The following is an 18883-nucleotide window of genomic DNA, read 5'->3' as shown; positions in this document are numbered from 1 at the left end:
CCTAAAGCCCCCGTTGATTATTCCGCGATCTTTTTTGTTAGTGCAGCCAACGCTCTTCGTAAACTGCGAATGTCTTCGTCAAAGTTCCAAAAGTCAATGCGCTCCTGTGCTCGTCTCCCCATCTCAATCGCGGTCTCTGGGGTTGCTAGCGTTCTGCGGAGCGCATCCGCCAATCCGTTAACATCTCCGGCACGAAAGACCGCGCCTTCGACGCCATCGGTGATTAGATCGCGCTGGCAGCCAACCTCATCCGATACAACGACAGCCCTGGCTGCATTCATCACCTCATTAACAATCAGTCCCCACGGTTCGTGGCGAGAAGGAAGCACAAAAACAGTTGCCAGATCGAAGAACCCTGGAAGTTCCGATTGGTTGCGGAAGCCGCAAAATCGAATGCTATCGAACCCGGTCTCCTTTGCCATGCGCTCGAGCTGTTCCCGCTGTTCGCCATCTCCTACGATCACGAGATAGGGATGAGGTTCAACACCGGAAGCCGGGGAGAGAAGCTGATATGCGTTGAGAAGGTCGTCGGCCTTCTTCCGGTTCTGCAGTTTAGAGGCAAAAAGAATGACTGGACGATCCGGAGAAAGATTCAGTTCTTTTCGCAGCGATTCCCGATGCTGGCTGGCCTCGAGAGTGCGTCGACGGAAGTATTCGTTATCGACGGCATAGGGCATGAAGAAGATAGGAAAATCTTCGCCGAAATAGTGTCGCCAATATTCAGAGTTGAGCGTACCCGCAGATAAAACGCCATCGACCATCTGTTTAAGGACGCGAAAGAAAAGTTGTTTCGCTGCAAGAGTTACGCCGCTGCGTTCCCGGTCTCCCAGCCATGAATCTGACCGCACAAGAACTGGGATCCCTAATGCTTTTGCGGCAATCATCGCATGCAAAGAGTTGAGGCTAGCATATCCATGGACCCATAAGGCATCGAAGCCCGGCTGCCCCGCATATCCTTTCAGACGGCGAGCGATGCCGTGGTTCAATGGCAAAAATGGAGTCACTTTGGCATGGTCTCGAATGACGGGAAGAAATTCATGACGATATCCCTCAAGTAGAGGGATGTCCCACCTAACACCCACTCCCCCAAAGCCTTCATCTTTATACTCCTTCACGGAAAAATCAGACCCGAAGAAGACAGTCAGATCGATATCCGGTTCACGCGCAATGTGCCGGAGCAGGGGAGCTTGATACTGAATGGGGTGGCTGACCAGATAGGCCAGCCGCACCTTTCCTTTTCTCATTTCATGACTCACGATTTCTTACTCGACAGCGAATGGAGTTTGGTTCAATTGCTGCGAAGAGATACTGCGAGAATGGAAGCTAAACCAACGACGGTGCCAAGGCCGCCAGACTTGATGGCGCTCTTGATCGCGTTCGAGGGTAACAGGACAATGTCTTCGCTCTGAAGTACGGGATCCGGATCTTTTCCATCGAGAATGCGATTCAGATTAAGCTGAATCACCTTGCGGTCTCCACCCACCGTGCGAATCAGACGCAGATCTTTCCATTTGCCTTCCCATCCCGGCCCCTCCGCAACGCTGGCTGCCTTAATCAGGGTCAATGGTGCGTTGTCTTGCAATGGAATGGCTCCTACTTTCTTGAAGGCCCCCAGCATGTAAACAGCGCCAGCCCGTGAAAGGACGACGGTATCGCCTGGGAAGATCGGAATATCGATCAAATCACTCTTCATTGGATCGTTTCCAAGATCCAGGACAATTGGTTGTTCAAGGCCCAGACGATGAATAATGAGGGTATGGCTCGCAAGCGGAGGAAGTCCACCGGCAGCTGCCAGCACATCAAAAAGGTGTCGCTGCCCCACAACAGGAACCACGGCGTGACCTTCGCCAGTCACCGTTGCCACCTGGTTCGGTGCATCCATCACCTGGAGGTTGACCTGCGGATTTCGATACATCCCTGCTGCAATGAGCTCGTCAGCGATTAGTTTCTCCGCTTCAGAGATGGTAAGGTCTTTTACCTGAGCCTTACCGATCAGCGGAAGCTGAACCGAACCATCCATACTGACTCGTACGACGGGGGTGTAATCTGTCGATCCAAACAGATGAACGGCAATCTGATCGCCAGGGAAAAGGCGCATCTCGCGATTCGCAGGGAAGAGAATTGCAGGGTCCGTTGTGGGAACCAGAGGACGGTTCACGTTTGCTGACACTGTGAGAGCTGGGCCACTGAACTGGGCATACCCCTTTGTTCCAGCCAACCCCAGTAGAAAGCAGAAAACGGCGCCAGTGCGTAAAAGATTCTTCACGGTAAGATACTGGATCATCGATTTCCCTCCCCGGAGTCTTGTGCAGAACGGGTATCGGCCTTCGATTGCCAGGTCTCCGCATCCGCGCCGGCATTCGAGTATCCCGAATAGCCGTAATATCCGTAATAATCCGGAGAATTCACATCGACGGCATTCAATAGAATTCCTGTGAGCGGCGCGCCCGAGCGGAGCAGAAGGTCCCTTGCGCGACGTACGACATGCTTGCTGGATTTTCCGTGCCGGATCACCATCACGACAGCATCGGCACGGCGTGCCAGGATGACTGCGTCTGTGACCGATAGGACGGGCGGGGAATCGATCACGATATGCGTATAGAGATCTCCAGCGTGCTCTAGCAACCGATTCATCGTCTCAGAGCTGAGCATCTCCGTTGGGAACGGAGGCATCGGACCGCTGACGAGTACGTCAAGATTCGGGATCTCAGGAATCGCTTGTACGGCCTTTTCGAGTGTTGTTGTTCCAGTCAGGACCGTTGACAATCCTACCTTCGAGTTCAAGCCAAACTGATGGTGCACTGTCGGCCTGCGAAGGTCGGCATCGATCAGCAGAACGCGCGAATCTCCTTGAGCAAGGATCGTTGCCAGGTTACTCGATGCAGTCGTTTTACCTTCAGAAGGAGTCGCGCTGGTCAGCAGGATGTACTTCGGAGGATGTCCTGCTGAAGACAAAAGAAGTGCAGTTCGTAAAGAACGAAATGCTTCCGCAGACTGCGATTTCGGTTGAGAAAGGGAAATAATATTCCGCGCTGCGAAGGACTGACCTGGAATCTCCGTCGCAGAGCGACGACTGAAGCGCGGAATCACTGCAAGGGAGGGGAGTTCGATGATGTTTTCGATCTCTGCAACTGTGCGCAATCCCGTATCCAGGCTTTCCAGCAGGAATGCAAGGATCACTCCGGCGAGAAAGCCGAAGAACAGGTAAGTCAGGATAACCGTCGACTTTGGTTTCAATGTTGGTGTCGCTGGCAACATCGCCGGATCGACAACGTCAATCTCCAGGGATTCAAGGCCGGCTTCTACGCCTGCCGTTCGAAGTCGTTGAAGAAGGCCTTCGTATAGGTTTCGATTCGATTCAAACTCGCGCTGACGAATTGTGTACTCGACCATGTCATCGCGGAGCTTATAGGCGTCGTTTTTCTCGGAATCCAGTGTTGCTCTGGTCTCGTCTTCGTTAGTGCGAGCAGCCAGATAGACCTGTTTCGCCTGCAGAACCAGCCGCTGCTGTTCTGTATTGATCTCTTTGGTCAGCTCTTCAATCTGGGCTTTCTGTGCCTTGGCTTGCGGATGATTGAGTCCCAGGTCGGACTCCATTTGGGCATACGACGCGCGAGCTGTTGCCAATTGAGTTCGCAGCGTAGAGAGTGCAGAAAGTTGTCCGCTCGCGCCTGGAGTGATCTCGATGGATCCTTCAATGGAATTGGGATCCATTCCGCTGAGCATGCGGTAGCGCGATTCTGCCATGATGCGTGCAATGCGCGCTTCATTGGCTGCCGTGGAGAGCTGTTCCAGGGAAGCATTGATCTGGCTGCGCGTCGGATCCATCCCAAGGATTCCCAGACGTTTTTGCACATCAAGCATTCTTTCCTGGGAAGCCTGCACCTGCTGCTTGAGATCATCCAGCTGCCCTGAGAGCCAGTTGGAAATCCGCTGGCTGGATGAAAACCTCGTCTCGTAGCTGCGCTGGATGTAGGCGGCGATAACTTTATTGACAATATCGGTGGCCAGTTTTGCGCTTAGCGACTGATAGCTGATGCGAATAATGTCGGTCTTCTGCACTTGGGCGATGTGCAGGCCTGCCTTCAGTGTGTGGATCGTCTGCTGCCGCACGGCGGGATCGTCAATCGATGCTCGTGGTTGCGGAGCTTTGTCGTCCAGAAAGTCTGGATTGTTGGCTAGATCCATCTCTCGGGCGACGGTCAACATCAATGAATCGCTCTGGAGGATAGCGACCTCGGTCAACATCCGCTGACTGGAGTCGGTGTTCATTCCCGGCACATTGCTCATCCGGTATTCGTTCGATGAGCCAGAACGCACCTGGATACGGCCAAATGCTTCAAAGATACGAGGTTGCATCTCGGCACGGTAGATACCATATGCCAAACCAAGCAAAACGAAGACCAAGAGGATCCTCTTCCGTTTGCGCAACGTAATGAGCGCTTCGGAGAGTGTCGTGTCGGTCACCGCGGTGCTGAATGCGGGGGGAGTATCAGATACGCCCATAGTATTGGGGGGTGTCTGCGCGCTTTGGGGACCCATTCCGTTTAGTCTACAAGAGAAGATGACGCATTAAAGAGAAATTGATGTAACCCTTTCTGTTCCTTGAAGAGCACGAGGACGATATTCTAGAGTTGGAGGTTGCTTCCCGATCTTATGAGTAAATCGATTTCCATCGCCGTGGTGGGTTCTGGATATGTAGGTCTAGTGGCAGCTGTGTGCTTTGCTGAGATGGGCCACGCTGTCGTTTGCGTTGATAACGACGAGCGCAAAGTCACCGCCTTGCAAGGAGGAGAAACTCCGATCCACGAGTACCATCTGCCCGAGTTGCTGGGGCGCTATCGGAATAACCAGGTCCGTTTTATCACCGATCTTGCTGAGGCTACGCGAGAGTGCGATGCCATTTTTATCGCCGTCGGTACCCCGCAAAGCGAAACTGGAGATGCCGATCTTTCTTACGTGGAAGCGGTCGCGTGCGAAATCGCCCGTTCCCTGACTAGTTATAAAGTCATCGTCGAAAAAAGCACTGTCCCGGTTTATACCAATGAATGGATCAGCCGGGCTTTGGAGCGTAACGGGGTCGATCGGAACCTGTTCGATGTTGTATCCAATCCTGAGTTCCTTCGTGAAGGGACGGCCGTCGTTGACTTCCTCCATCCTGACCGGATTGTGGTGGGTTCAGATAGCGATCGCGCTGGTCTTCTTTTGAAGGAAATCTATTCTCCTCTCACAAGTGGAGAGTATTACCAGCGTGAGAATTGTATTTCCGGTTCTTGCAGCGTGGCGGAGCCTCCTCCCTTGTTGATGACCTCCACCAAGAGCGCCGAGATTATCAAGCACGCTTCCAATGCGTTTCTCGCTATGAAGATCTCTTTCATTAACGCTGTGTCGAACCTTTGCGAGGCGACCAACGCCAATGTGGAGCAGGTGGCCCGCGGAATCGGACTCGATACTCGTATTGGGCCCAAGTTTCTGCGTCCTGGTATTGGCTATGGCGGCTCTTGCTTTCCGAAAGACGTTGCGGCCTTCCGCTCTGTTGCCGAGCAACTTGGCATCGACTTCAGTCTCCTTACGGAAGTCGAGAAGATTAATCAGCAGCAGAAGAGACTCTTTATCGCAAAGGTCCGTTCTGCCCTATGGAATCTGCGCGGCAAGCGTCTTGCTGTACTCGGTCTGGCATTCAAAGGGGATACGGATGATATTCGAGAATCTCCTGCGGTGGAGATCGTACGCTTGCTAATCAACGAGGGTTGCAGTATCGCAGCCTTTGACCCTGCCGCCATGGAACGTACGCAGCAAATTCTTCCGGCAGGAAAAAACATGCGCTACGCGGCAGATTCTTATGACGCTATGAGCGATGCGGACGCACTATTGATCCTTACCGATTGGATTGAATTTGCCGAACTGGACTTAAAACGGGCCAATAAGGCACTTCGTTACTCCATCATTGTCGATGGCCGAAATCTCTACGACCCTGCCACAATGAGCGAGCACGGTTTTACTTATGTCAGCGTGGGACGGCCGATCGCCCATCCGGTTCGAAACCTTACATCATCGGTTATAGGTTAATGATTCTTCTTCCCGATAAGTGCGGTCATCGAGAAGGGGATGGTAGGTACCTTTATTAAGATGATATTAAAGAATAGCTGTTGTATTTTTCCCAGGAAATAGAGAATTGAAATTGCATGTAGTTAATAGGACAGAAACGTGGCCAACCAGATCATTCTAGTCACCGGAGCAGCTGGTTTTTTGGGCTCCCACCTTTGCGACGCTCTCCTGGCTGAAGGTCACACTGTTATCGGTGTCGACAATTTTTCTACCGGAAGTTCAGTAAACCTTGAACATCTCTCATCTGAGTCGAAGTTTCGTTTTCTCAGCCACGATATAACCCACTCATTTGATCCCGGCCGGATAGACTATGTCTTCAACTTTGCCTCTCCTGCCAGCCCCGTGGATTACACGCGGCTCGGTGTAGAAACTTTGCGCGTAGGATCGGCCGGGACCTTCAATACTCTTGAGATCGCGCGGAAATACAACGCCGGCTATCTCCATGCTTCAACCTCCGAGTGTTATGGTGATCCCGAGGTTCATCCTCAGGTCGAAACCTATTGGGGAAATGTCAATCCTATCGGTCCACGCTCGGTCTATGACGAGGCTAAACGCTTCTCCGAAGCAGCGGTAATGGCATTCCATCGCTACTATGGCGTTAATACTCATCTCGTCCGCATCTTCAATACCTATGGCCCTCGCTTGCAGGCCAACGATGGTCGAGTTGTCTCTAATTTCATGATTCAGGCTCTCCGCGGTGAATCCCTGACCATCTACGGAGACGGTTCACAGACACGCAGTTTCTGTTTTGTCTCTGACTTGATCGATGGCATTCTCCGCCTCTCCCGTTCCAGCGAACATCTGCCGGTGAACATCGGAAATCCGGACGAATACACAATCCTCGAATGCGCAAAAGAGATTCTGGCAGTCACAGGCTCACGTTCGGAGATTGTGCATAAACCTCTGCCTCCCGATGATCCGGCACGTCGCCGCCCAGACATTACACGTGCGCGGACGTTACTCGGGTGGGAGCCCAAAGTGTCATTGAGAGAAGGCCTGTCACGATCCTTGGAGTACTTTCGGTCCAGTATCGTGTCCCATGTCTCCGTCTGACTATCGCGGCAGTCTTTGCAACTTCGGGTACCAGGTCAACTGAAAGGCCGCGGTCGTATTTTGCTGATAGCCAATCTTGTAGATCGGCGCCTTCCATCCTTCGTACTGCACCCATGAATTCAATTCAACGTCAGGACCGAACCGCTTCACAAAGCTGACCTTGAACTGGTTTTGCGTTGTGCCGAGGGGGATGAAATCGCCAGGGATCTTTTTCCGCATATATGCCATTTGAATCCACTCATCCCCGGAGAGGTGATAAGTTAGCCAGGCCTGCCCGCCTTTGGCCTCACGCCCCATCCAGTCGCCCATAATGTAGCCTTTATTCGTGTACCCCTGAAGCTGAATAACTTCCCAGTAATTGAACTCTCCGCCATGGCTGGGACCTACGTCAGGGTCGGTATTCGCCGCTTCTACTCTGAAATCCATCTTCTTCAACCGGCCCGGGAACTGGGAGATATAAAGTCCTGTTCGATAAGACGCCCTCCGTGGTGCGCTGATGGGCGTTACATCGTCATGCGAGATGGCATCGGTATAAAACGTGGCATACTTGCGGACAAAAGGCAGCCGGTAGGCAAAGCTAAACGAACTGTATCTCGCCCCCGGATCGTTCCTCGAAAACTTCTCTTCGTATGTCGTGTCATTGAGATCGAAGAAGCCTTTCAAAAAGGTATGCAGTGTAACGGGAGCGTGCCCTTTCCCGCCAAAGATGATGGTCCGTTGAAAGCTGAACTCGAAGTTTTTGGTCGGTTGAAACGCAAAAATTTCTGAGTGGGCATAAGGGTTGTTTGGACTTGTATGTCCTTTCAGGCTTCCATAGAAAAAGTCATACCGTACCGGTCCCAGGACTTTTGAAACTCCAGGGATATACATGGGCTCCACCCGATTTATCCGGAAGGAGTAGATGTTCTCCGCGTTGTTCGTCCATGCAAGAGCTCCCCCCATGCCTGGCCCAAGCCACGCATCGCTCTTTCCTCCGGAGATTTCATGCCCCAGCAGGTGGAACGAAGCATATGCCTCCACCAGTCGAAACTGGTTCTGCGCCTTCAGCGGTCCTTCCGGGATCGTGTCCTGTGGCCGAAGCGGAGGAGCATAGGGAATGGTCCGATCAATCTTCGCCAGTTGTGACGCCAGGTCATAAGAATAGCCACCGCCTGAGGGAGAATGCTGGTACTCTCCCCGGACGTATAGAGAAAAACGTCCCGCCTCATTCAGCGTGGAAAATCCGGTGATGTTATTGAAGCCCGTCCCGTAGGGTCGCCCATAGTCGTTGTAAAACGTCTGGCCAAGATGATAGCTGTCACGCAGCACCGGTCCGCCGATGCCCATAAACCTTGTATAGGTAGAATGCAGTCCATAGACAACTCCACGGTTAACGTTTCCGGAAGGGACCTCATCCTCGAACTCTCGTAGCAGTTTCGCCAGAATCTCCTCGGCCTCATCGTTATTGCTGGCCATAATGTCCGGTTCGGCCTTCTGAATCATATGAAGCACACTTCGGCGCGTCCATGGCCGTACCGAGAGAAATGGAGCATCCAGGAACCCCATCGAGTACAGACGCAGCACCGCCGGATAAACCCAGCTATCCATCGAAACGTAGGCCGAGCCCAGCGCATCCGTCTTAGGTTTGGATAAGGCTCCTGTAGCGTTGTAGGACGGATATGCCCGTTCAGGAGCATCCGGTGGAGGCTGTGGGGCGGGAGCTGGCTGTGGAATCGGTGCCGACGGAATACTCGTAGGAGCAGCGGGCGCTCCTTGCTGTGCCGGTTGTTTCTGCGGATCAGGATTGTACGGTGGAAGAGCCGGGATCTGCTGCGAAGCAGGGTCTGGCGCGGAAGGAATCGCCTCAGGAGAATTCGATACGGGAGTCTGTGCCCGTCCAACAGATAAAAAAGCCGTGGACAAAATCAAAACAGGGAAAAAGGTTCGGATCTGCATTGCACCTCAATAGGCCCGGGGGAGGAAACCGTATCTCCAGTGTAATTGCTCGAAAGGGATCGAGTCGCTCTTTCGATTTTTCATCGTTTCGACGAATCGCTCCTGGCAAAAAGCTGCCTGCGAGCCACCTTGTGAATCTCCTTGAACCATGCGGCGTCACAAATTCCACGAACAGATAAGGATTCCTTCAAATGTTCTAACGGGTCTCCTATTCCACTTCGGCGCCCTTTGTCTCGCCAATGCACAATTTCGACCAGCACAGGACCATCCCCGCCTCGCAGTCGGCCGAATGACTCCTGTGTCACTCGATACAGCGCAATGGCATCACAGGCGTCCACTGGAATTGCAGGAACTCCGACGGCCCTCGCCGCTGTGCAGAGCTTCGCCGTTTCAGCATCCTTCTCTTTCGATGGATTTCGCAGGAGAGCAATAAACAGGATGGGCAGCTCCAATCGCGCAGCGATTTCCAGGATAGATCGCCATGTCGCCGGACGCATATCGTCTTTATACGCATATGCGGTCACCAGTCCGCTGCGTCGTTGCATCTTCAGCGCCAGAGCAGCTCCCAAAGATAGTCGTAGCCGTTCTTCGGTATCGCCCGCTGCATTCAATACGTGGCGTACATCCGATGTTGCCCATACTTTATTGCTGCCTTTCTTCGTGCGAGTTAGCCCGCGCAAAAGGAAAGCCGCATTCCCGCCCATCAATAGTCCCATCCCAGCCGTGATAGCGGTGTCGCTCACTAGGTCATCATTCGCCAGCTCAATCGTTGTGCTCGCTCGGACCGCTTCCTGTCCGTGAATTGTTGGAATGCGCCTTCCGCTCGTCTTGCCGCGCTTTGTAACGGCTTCGTCCAGCATTCGTGCTGTCAGCATCCGGATGTACATTTGTCGCAGCTTTGCATTCGGCACCAGCGGATTCTCGCCTGCCTCTCTTACACTCTTTGCTGTCATTATTGCCTTTCAATCTCCTCTATAGACAGCGAAAGGGCTCCCGAAGGAACCCTCTCGCTTCGAGCACTCCGCAGCTTTGATTATGCCTTAGCCGGGTCGATCGCTTCCGTATCCAATCCAAGTTCCGCCAGGGCCTTCTGTGCAGCCTTCGGTTTGAACTTGCCATCGCGAGCCAGTCGAGACAGTGTTGCGCCCGCAATCGCCTCTGCGTCTACCTCGAAGTGCCTCCGCAGATGTTCACGATTATCGCTGCGCCCGAACCCGTCCGTGCCTAGCGTCACCAACCGTCCAGGCAACCAGGGCGAAAGCGCATCCGGAAGCACCTTCATGTAGTCGCTTGCCGCAATAATCGGGCCATTCGTTTTCTCCAGCACCGTCGCGAGATAGCTCTTCTTCTCGGGATCTGCCGGATGAAGCCGGTTCCAGCGTTCTACCTCGAGCGCATCCCGACGCAGTTCGGTGTAGCTCGTCACACTCCACACGTCCGCTTCGACCTTGTACTTCTCCGACAGAATCTCCTGTGCTCGCAGAACCTCGTTCAGGATTGGGCCGCTGCCAAAGAGCTGTACAACCGCCTCACCCTTCTTCGCCGCGCGATACCTGTACAGCCCGCGCAGAATACCCTCCGTCACGCCTTCCGGCATCGGTGGCATAGCGTAGTCTTCGTTGTACATCGTGATGTAGTAGAAGTGATCTTCGCCCTTCTCGTACATCCGCCGCAGGCCGTCCTGCACGATCACCGCAAGCTCATAGACATAAGCTGGGTCATAGCTCAGACACGTCGGAACCGTGCTCGAGAGGACATGGCTGTGGCCGTCCTGATGTTGCAATCCCTCGCCCAACATCGTCGTGCGTCCTGCAGTGCCTCCCATCAGGAAGCCTTTGCCGCGCGAGTCCGCGAACGCCCAGGCCATATCACCGATACGCTGGAAGCCGAACATCGAGTAGTACATGTAGAAGGGAATCATCGGCAGCTTATAGTTCGCATATGCCGTGCCCGCCGCCGTGAACGAGGCCATCGAGCCCGCTTCCGTAATGCCTTCTTCGAGGATCTGGCCGTTCTTCTCCTCGCGATAGCTCAACAACATGTCTGAGTCGTGCGGCGTATACTTCTGCCCCTCCGGGGCATAGATACCCACCTGCTTGATCACCGACTCCAGCCCGAAGGTTCTTCCTTCATCCGGAACGATCGGAACCACCAGCTTGCCAAACGCAGGGTCTTTCAGCAGGTGGCGCAGCAGGCTCACAAATCCCATGGTCGTCGAGACCGCGCGATTGTTCGATCCGCCGGTCCACTCCTTCAGGGCATCGAGAGCCGGTGTCTTGAACTCGATCTTCGGAACCTCGCGCTTCGGCAGATAGCCGCCCAGCTCCGTGCGACGCTCGTGTAGGTACTTAATCTCTGGAGCCCATTCGTCCGGGCGGAAGAAGGCACCATTCTTCGCCGCCTCCTCCGTCACCGGAATATCGAAGCGTTGGATGAAGTACTTCAGCGACTCGTCGGTCAGCTTCTTTTCCTGGTGCGAAGCATTGCGTGCCTCGGTCGAGCCTAGTCCGTAGCCCTTAACCGTCTTGGCCAGGATCACTGTCGGGCCGCCCTTGTGCTCCAGAGCCCTCTTGTAGGCGTTATAGATCTTACCCGGGTCGTGCCCCCCGCGATGCAGCCGGGACAACTCCTCATCTGTCTTGTCCTCAACCAGTTTCAGCAGCTCCGGATACTTCCCGAAGAAGTGCTCGCGCAGGTAAGCCCCGCCCTTGGCCTTGAATGCCTGATAGTCACCGTCTACGCACTCTTCCATGCGCTTCAGCAATAGACCCTGGTGGTCGCGCTCAAACAACTCGTCCCAGTCCGAGCCCCACACCACCTTGATTACGTTCCATCCTGCTCCGCGGAACATGCCTTCCAACTCGTCGATGATGCGCTTGTTACCGCGCACAGGCCCATCCAGTCGCTGCAGGTTGCAGTTCACTACGAAGATCAGGTTGTCGAGCTTCTCGCGCGCGCCCAAAGAGATCGCACCCAGCGTATCCACTTCGTCCGTCTCGCCGTCGCCCACAAAGGCCCATACCTTGCGGTCCGTCTTCTCAATGAGCCCACGGTTCTCGAGATAGCGCATAAACCGTGCTTGATAAATTGCATTCAACGGCCCAATTCCCATCGAAACCGTCGGGAAGCGCCAGAAGTCCGGCATCAGCCAGGGGTGAGGGTAGCTCGAAAGTCCCGGCTCGCCGCGCAGTTCATGGCGGAAGTTCTTAAGTTGCTTCTCACTCAGGCGCCCTTCCACAAAGGCTCGTGAATAGACTCCCGGTGAGGCATGGCCCTGAAAATAAACGAAGTCCCCCGGTTGCTCACCCGCGGCACCCGGATACTTCGCGTGGAAGAAGTGATTGAAACCCACCTCCAGCAGCGTTGCCAGCGACGAATAGGTCGAGATGTGTCCGCCGATGCCTGCGTCCTTCTTGTTCTGGCCGTGGACCATCGCCATCGCATTCCAGCGGATCAGCGCCTCAATCCTGCGCTCCAGTTTGCGGTCTCCGGGATAAGGAACCTCATCGTGCTTCGGAATCGTATTCTGATAGGGAGTCGTCAACTCGCTTGCGACCGAAACTCCGGCTTCACGGGCCCGTGTTCGTAGAGCCTCCAGCAGTTCGGCACTCTGCTCCCAGTCGTTGGCTACCACCTCGTCAAAGGCTTCGATCCATTCTGAGACCTCGGCGGTAAAGTCAACCTGTGCGGGTGTCTCCAGCTTTGTCGTCATAAGCGGTCCTTATATCCCCATCTCTCCGCGCTCATAGTGTGCGCGGCAAAAATTACTCACCTCTAAGATAATCGCCAAGGGCCACAACCGTCATCCATGGGCAAAATTCCCGTGCGAAAACCGGATTATCGAGTGGTTTCGGGGTATCGTTGAGTCGTCATTCCGACCTCGGACGAAGTAAGGGAAAGAATTTCGCCCGAGCTTCAGCAGAAACCGCCTCTATTGGCTTCGAACAGTCTCTCGCAGCCTACAAGCTTATTGCTTCGAGATAACGACGAGAGGAGCGGGTTCAGGTTCACGGCCCAGGAAAGCAGGACGACGCGTGCTAGCAGGAGAGAAAGCTAATTCCCAGGCCGGTGACTGGAGCTGCGGCATGGGTTTGGCCTGAAAGAGTTTGCGGCACTGCTTTGCCGTCCAGCGAGCCCACGTCTTCGATTTCTTTCGTCGGGCACTGTCGGTTGAGATTCCAGTGCCGGCATACATCTGGCGATAGAGCTTGGAAAGAAACATGAACGCAACACGCGCTCGAAGAGTTGGCGTACAGGCAGAACGTTGCCAAATCGACGGCCAGTCATAGAAACGGTCCCAAACCCTCTGTGTACGCTCACTGATTTCACCGGAACTCATCGAAGGATGTGGCGTGAACATCTTGGGGCGGATGGCCGTCGGAATGAGCCAGTATCGAGTAATGGGAATCTCGCCGACCATCTCGGGGGCTTGAGCCTGCTCTTTTTCCCATCGAATGAAGTCCACTGTGCCGGGAAACGGAGTCATCATGACAAACTGTGCAAACGTAACGCCGGCCTTGAGCGCCATGTTGGCGGTCGCGTCGAAGGTGGCAGGCTTATCCGTTGGAAGTCCAAAGATGAAAGAGCCAAGGATATGCACGCCATGCTTCTTGAATGTTTGGAGCTGTCGGGCGAGTGCTTCGCCGGAGTAGTTGAAGTCTTTGAAGACGGCCTTCAAGCCTTCAGGAGTAACGGCTTCGACGCCGACCAGCGCACCCTTGATGTTGGCTTTGCGCATGGCGTCGAGATACTCTCCATCTTCACCGGCCTCCATGGTGATCTGAGTGAAGAAGACCATGTCTTTGGGGAGTTTAGCGAGCTCTGCCATCAGGAGAAAGCGTTCAGCACGGATCGCGGTGAGTTCTTCGAGTTTGGCGAAGTTGTTCTGTTCGCGCGCAAGACGGAGATCGGTGAGGGTGACGGGATAGAAGTTGTCATCAGCAAGAGCGATGAAACGGAAGCCAATACGGCGAAGATTGACGATTTCGTCGATCACAGATTGAAAAGCACGCTGGCGAGGCTTCTGCCCATCGGTGCGCCAGACGCTACAGAAAGAACAGTGCTTGGGGCAGCCGCGAATGGTCTGGACGGAGGCCCACATGTATTTGTCGCGGGGCATAAGGTCCCAGCGGGCAGCCAGAAACTCCGAGCCTCCGATGCGTCCGCCGTCGTAGATCCTTGCGGGGGTTCCAGCAAGACAATCGGCGACCGCCTTTCCCCAGGCGATGTCTCCATCTCCTTTCACAACTGCATGCGCATGTCCTAGTTCGAGAGCCTCTTCGGGAAAGAGCGTTGCGTGAATACCACCGTAGACAACCCAGGCACCGCGTTCGCGAGCAATACGGCCGACTTCATAGCCGCGGAGTGCGTTTCCTGTATGAACGCTGATGCCGACGATATCGCCGGCATGGATCGATTCGGGGTTGATCTGTTCGAGCGATTCGTCGATAAGGATGGGGTCGCCAACGCCGGAGGGGGTAGCGGCAGCGAGGACGAAGAGCCAACGTGGAGTAATGACTGCGGTCCCAAAAGAGTTGTCGCTGGGATTTACAAGGTGAACACTCAAGAATCCATCCTTACTTCGGAACGAAGACGGTAGGCTCGCAGCGTGATCGAGAGGAGTGGAACGAATCAACACCGAGCTGCGGCTGGACATTGAGTGCCGGCTAGGAAAATTCCTGCCGGACTATATCCGTCCATCATACAGGCCATATGCTGCGTAATTTGTCACGGGTGTACTTATTCGGAGTTGCTTCAAGGGAAAGAGAATCTGGCCAGGGCAGGGTAGTGGTCAGTTGGCCGCCAATCGCCGAGTCAATCATCGACAGATCCCTTGACACCACAATACCGCACTTATAATCTGGCCACGTCAACCCGGGTAGCACTGGACGCAGGGGCCTGAAATAGCAGGTGCGTTTCCAGAGCGATGGTTGATTGCGAGCTTCCCTAGCCGTTTTTGGGGAGGGCTTCGCTCAACGGCTACCCGATCCCATCTAGAGAAGTTACTCAATCTTCCCGACGTTGAGATTTCGTCGGACGCACATGCGTCCAGGGGGAGAACGACCAGTGAGAAAACCTTCAACCATGATGCTGTGCCTATGCACGGTGATACTGCCTTCGTCCTGCGTACAAACACATAGCCAAACAGCGGTCCCGTATGGAGCAAACCCCACGGCAGGACACTACCTGCGTGTGGAAGGAGTCAACATTTACTACGAAACGTACGGCAGTGGAGGAACTCCCATCGTGCTCTTGCATGGAGGGCTCTATGGGTACATCGAAGAGTTCGGCGGGCTCATCGGAGAACTGAGCAAAGATCGTCGTGTCATTGCGATTGCTACACGCGGCCATGGCAAATCAGAGATAGGGGAGAAACCATTCTCCTACGCCTTATCTGCCAGCGATGCCTTTGCCGTAATCCGCCATGAAACGAGCAAAAAAGTGGATGTACTGGGATTCAGCGATGGTGCGATAACTTCATACACTCTCGCTAGTGGCCATCCGGAACTGATTCGGAGATTGGTAGCGATCGGTGGGCCACGAAAGTTTGCAGATTGGACTCCCAGCGTGCAGGCGGAGTTCAAAAACGCCAAACCTTCCGATGTGGAAAGAGATTCGCCTCAATTTGTGTCGGCAAGAAAGAAGTTGATGCCTCAGCCGGATCGATGGTTGGAGTTTGTCAATCGTGTGAACACAATGGAGCTAGGTCCGGTCTACGTCACCGATGCGCAGATTCAGTCGATCAAAGTCCCTGCCCTGATCGTTGCCGGAGATCACGATCCCTACAACCAGACCGCAAAGGTTGTGGAGTTGTTCCATCTCCTTCCCCAGGGAGAACTCGCCATCATCCCTGGCTGTGGCCACGTCGTGCTGGACTGCAAAGAGAAATTCACAATCACTGCGGTCGAAGCATTTCTCAATGCGCAGCAAAAATGAATCCTGCGTAGGCTGGTTTGGTCCTTCCAAACCAGCCTATGTCGAATAATCGGCGTTGATCTTCACGTATTCCGTGGTCAGGTCGCAGGTCACAAACCGGCACTCTCCCGTACCTTGTCGCAGATCGAGAGTGATTGTGTAGTCCCTTTGTTGCATCACCTTGTGCGCTGCGGCTTCGTTGAACGCAGGCGAGCGCATCCCGCCCTCATATACCGGCTGATTGCCAATCCGAATCGTCACCTTCGCCGGATCAAATTTCACGCCGGAATACCCGGCAGCGGCCATCAACCGGCCCCAGTTCGGATCTGCGCTCGACCACGCAGTCTTACACAGTGGCGAATGTGCAATCGCCTTTGCCACCTGCTTTGCATCGGCCTCGCTGAGGGCTCCAGTAATGTGCAGCGTCACCACGTGGGTCACGCCCTCTCCGTCATCGACAATCGCGTAGGCCAGCTTCTCACAGACTTCGGCCAGCGCTCCCTGAAAGGCTCCCCGCGAGCGATCGTCCAGACGAAGCCCACTGGCTCCGCTCGCCAGTAGCAGCACCGTGTCGTTGGTCGAAGTATCTCCATCAATCGAGATCGAGTTGAAGCTGCGCTCGACAGCTGGTGGTAACAACTCCCGCAACTGCGCGCTGTCTGCCGCAATGTCCGTGAATAGGTACACCAGCATCGTCGCGTGCGGAGCCACCGGAGCGCCCAGCTGCGGATGAATCATTCCTGCGCCTTTTGCCGCTCCAAATAGGTGTGCCTCCTTACCTCCAACGGAGATCGTTGCCTGTGCCACTTTCATCCGCGTATCTGTCGTCATAATGGCTCGCGCAAAGCTCTCGGCGTTCTGAAGCGTACCGCCCATCGTGGCTTTTAACTCTGGAAGCGCAGCGACGACTTTATCGGCAGGAAACGGAACTCCGATGATGCCGGTTGAAGAAGGGAAAACCTCATCAAAGACACACCCAAAGGTTTCGGCTGCCGCAATACAGGTCTGATTGCAGGCATCGATGCCTGCTTGCCCAGTCGCGCAGTTCGCGTTTCCTGCATTCACCAGAACCAGGCTTACCCGGCCCCCGGTCGTTCCCAGATGTTTTCTCCCTACCGTTACCGGAGCAGCAACCACCTGGTTCGAGGTAAACATGGCCGCCGCCTGGGCCCCCCTCGAAGCTCGGGCGATCGCCAGATCCGGATTCCCGCTTGCCTTGATCCCTGCCTTCACTGCACCCCATTCAAATCCCAGGGGTAGCGCCCCACCTTGCTTTATTTCACGTTCCATAAACCTTACTTTATCAATGAAATGTTTCCTCTATAATTCACGCAATTTCATCATCTAGGTCGTCATTCTGAAGAGCGGAGGAATCTGCTTTTATCAGAAATCCTAAGCAGAAATCTCTGTCAAGCATGAAAATGACGTAAGCCATTCATTCCAGGCGAGATTTCAAATGCTAAAAAGGTAGTACCCGTTTGTTAAACTGGAATAGCAAAGAGAATCGCAAAACGGTCCCAGGGGAATTCCCTGGGACCGTTTTCTTGCACAAGCAATAACTCACGAAGTACTAGACTAAAGTATCTCGATAGAATACTTTGCGCAGGAAAGTGCGGGGGGGGGAGGGGGGATTCTAAAACTCTACCGGAATCGTCCTGCCCTGCGTGCTGCTTTCCCTTGCCATCTCCAGCAACCGGATGACGCGGAAACCGTCTTCAGCCGTAACTTCGAGCGGGGTCCCTTTGGAGATCGCGTCTCGAACGCTGACATAGAAACCGCGATAGTCTCCCAGCTCTGTCCTCACCGAGGTGCGAATCAGTTTGCCCGGCTCAGCTAAATCTGGAGCCACCGTCAAGGTTCCCCATGCATCCTCGTTCTCGCCAAGCCAGGGACGGGCATCACCGAGTGGCGGAACGGTTGCACCTCCAACTAGCGCGGGCTCTTGCGGATCGAGGCCATATTTGCGGAAGCTCCCGCGGATGCCATGCAACAGGAATCGCGGAGCCGGTTCGGCTGCCAACATCATCGCCCGGCAGATCGCCTGCAAGCGGGGATAGTGCAGCGTAATGTCGAAGGCGTCCTCGATCTCGGTGTTGTCGCGGTCCCGGCGAACGCTCGCCGTAATCCCCTGCGGAGCGCCGAATAGCGCCAGCGCCTGATCGACCAGATGCGGTCCCAGGTCGAAGAGCATCCCATTGGCATCGTTGGCTGCTTCCTTCCAGGTCGCCTCCCGGGGCAAAGGACGATAACGATCAAAGTGAGACTCGTAGGTAACCAGGCGGCCCAGGTCTCCGGCCTTCAGCAGCTTGCGAACTGTAAGAAAATCACCATCCCAGCGGCGGTTGTGGAAGGGGGCCAGAATCAACTTCTTTGCGGCCGCTAGTTCGATCAGCTCTTTCGCTTCGACGCTGCTTGCGGCAAACGGTTTGTCGATCACTACATGCTTCCCGGCCTCGAGAGCGCGCTTTGCCAGGTCGTAATGCGTCTCGTTGGGTGTTCCTACGACGATCAGCGAAATCGAGCTGTCATTGAGGGCCTCGTCGATTGACCGCAGAATCCGCGCCTTTGGATAGGCTTTGGCTGCTTCATCGCCTCGCCGTTGGACAATCGCCTCCAGCTTCAGCCCTGGCACGGCGCTGACAAATGGTGCATGAAAGACCCGTCCAGCGAGTCCGAACCCGATGACTGCAACTCCAATCTCTGCCATGAAATCTCCTGTTCAGTCATTGTGCCTGAAAGAAATTTCATTTGATTCGATCGTGGTCGAACTCTAGTTGGCTCAATCGCCTACGAAACTTTTTGAGCCTCGGTCGTTATTCGGTGCATCCTAATCGTTGTCAGAAATTCCAGGTTATTTCGTTCCATGCTCTCT

Annotated in this window: 12 protein-coding genes; 3 read left to right on the top strand and 9 right to left on the bottom strand. The window is 54.5% G+C overall.

Annotation, left to right across the window (positions count from 1 at the left end):
* Positions 1-17 precede the first annotated feature (17 nt).
* From H7846_RS10625 to H7846_RS10615, 3 genes are read right to left on the bottom strand one after another with little or no spacing between them, the layout of a single operon-like run.
* Positions 18-1244, bottom strand: coding sequence for a glycosyltransferase family 4 protein (locus H7846_RS10625; RefSeq protein WP_186691981.1), 1227 nt, complete (start codon positions 1242-1244; stop codon positions 18-20).
* Between the two features lie 44 nt (positions 1245-1288).
* Entirely contained in the window at positions 1289-2284 is a 996-nt protein-coding gene (locus tag H7846_RS10620) for a polysaccharide biosynthesis/export family protein (RefSeq protein ID WP_186691980.1), read from the bottom strand.
* Positions 2281-4506 carry a GumC family protein gene (locus H7846_RS10615; protein WP_255460551.1) on the bottom strand — a complete coding sequence of 742 codons (2226 nt, stop codon included), beginning with the start codon at positions 4504-4506 and terminating at the stop codon, positions 2281-2283. The genes H7846_RS10620 and H7846_RS10615 overlap by 4 nt, the downstream gene beginning before the upstream one ends.
* Positions 4507-4656: 150 nt before the next feature.
* Here H7846_RS10615 and H7846_RS10610 point away from each other — a divergent pair, with 150 nt between their 5' ends.
* Together H7846_RS10610 and H7846_RS10605 are read left to right on the top strand one after the other, a co-directional pair.
* Entirely contained in the window at positions 4657-6069 is a 1413-nt protein-coding gene (locus tag H7846_RS10610; protein WP_186691978.1) for a UDP-glucose dehydrogenase family protein, read from the top strand.
* Positions 6070-6207: 138 nt separating this feature from the next.
* On the top strand, positions 6208-7161 hold the full coding sequence (locus H7846_RS10605; protein WP_186691977.1) for a UDP-glucuronic acid decarboxylase family protein: 954 nt from the start codon (positions 6208-6210) through the stop codon (positions 7159-7161).
* Here H7846_RS10605 and H7846_RS10600 read toward each other — a convergent pair whose 3' ends face one another.
* From H7846_RS10600 to H7846_RS10585, 4 genes are all read right to left on the bottom strand, one after another.
* The gene (locus H7846_RS10600) at positions 7162-9096 is read right to left on the bottom strand and encodes a capsule assembly Wzi family protein (RefSeq protein ID WP_186691976.1); all 1935 of its coding nucleotides are present in this window, start codon (positions 9094-9096) and stop codon (positions 7162-7164) included.
* 80 nt (positions 9097-9176) lie between these two features.
* Complete coding sequence (locus tag H7846_RS10595) at positions 9177-10049, bottom strand: thiamine pyrophosphate-dependent enzyme (RefSeq protein WP_186691974.1); 873 nt, start codon at positions 10047-10049, stop codon at positions 9177-9179.
* A gap of 80 nt (positions 10050-10129) precedes the next feature.
* On the bottom strand, positions 10130-12808 hold the full coding sequence (gene aceE, locus H7846_RS10590; RefSeq protein ID WP_186691973.1) for a pyruvate dehydrogenase (acetyl-transferring), homodimeric type: 2679 nt from the start codon (positions 12806-12808) through the stop codon (positions 10130-10132).
* 255 nt (positions 12809-13063) lie between these two features.
* Positions 13064-14662, bottom strand: a complete 1599-nt coding sequence (locus tag H7846_RS10585; RefSeq protein WP_186691972.1) for a B12-binding domain-containing radical SAM protein — start codon at positions 14660-14662, stop codon at positions 13064-13066.
* Positions 14663-15162: 500 nt separating this feature from the next.
* Between H7846_RS10585 and H7846_RS10580 the strand changes: the two genes are divergently transcribed.
* Positions 15163-16032: an alpha/beta fold hydrolase gene (locus H7846_RS10580; RefSeq protein ID WP_186691971.1), complete on the top strand. Its 870-nt coding sequence runs from the start codon at positions 15163-15165 to the stop codon at positions 16030-16032.
* Positions 16033-16068: 36 nt separating this feature from the next.
* Here H7846_RS10580 and argJ read toward each other — a convergent pair whose 3' ends face one another.
* Positions 16069-17301: a bifunctional glutamate N-acetyltransferase/amino-acid acetyltransferase ArgJ gene (argJ, locus tag H7846_RS10575; protein ID WP_186691970.1), complete on the bottom strand. Its 1233-nt coding sequence runs from the start codon at positions 17299-17301 to the stop codon at positions 16069-16071.
* Positions 17302-17644: 343 nt separating this feature from the next.
* Positions 17645-18718: a Gfo/Idh/MocA family oxidoreductase gene (locus H7846_RS10570; protein WP_186691969.1), complete on the bottom strand. Its 1074-nt coding sequence runs from the start codon at positions 18716-18718 to the stop codon at positions 17645-17647.
* Positions 18719-18883 lie beyond the last annotated feature (165 nt).

It is taken from the genome of Edaphobacter sp. 4G125 (genome assembly GCF_014274685.1).
Taxonomy (GTDB): Bacteria; Acidobacteriota; Terriglobia; order Terriglobales; family Acidobacteriaceae; genus Edaphobacter.
This window is presented reverse-complemented; position numbering and strand designations above follow the sequence as displayed.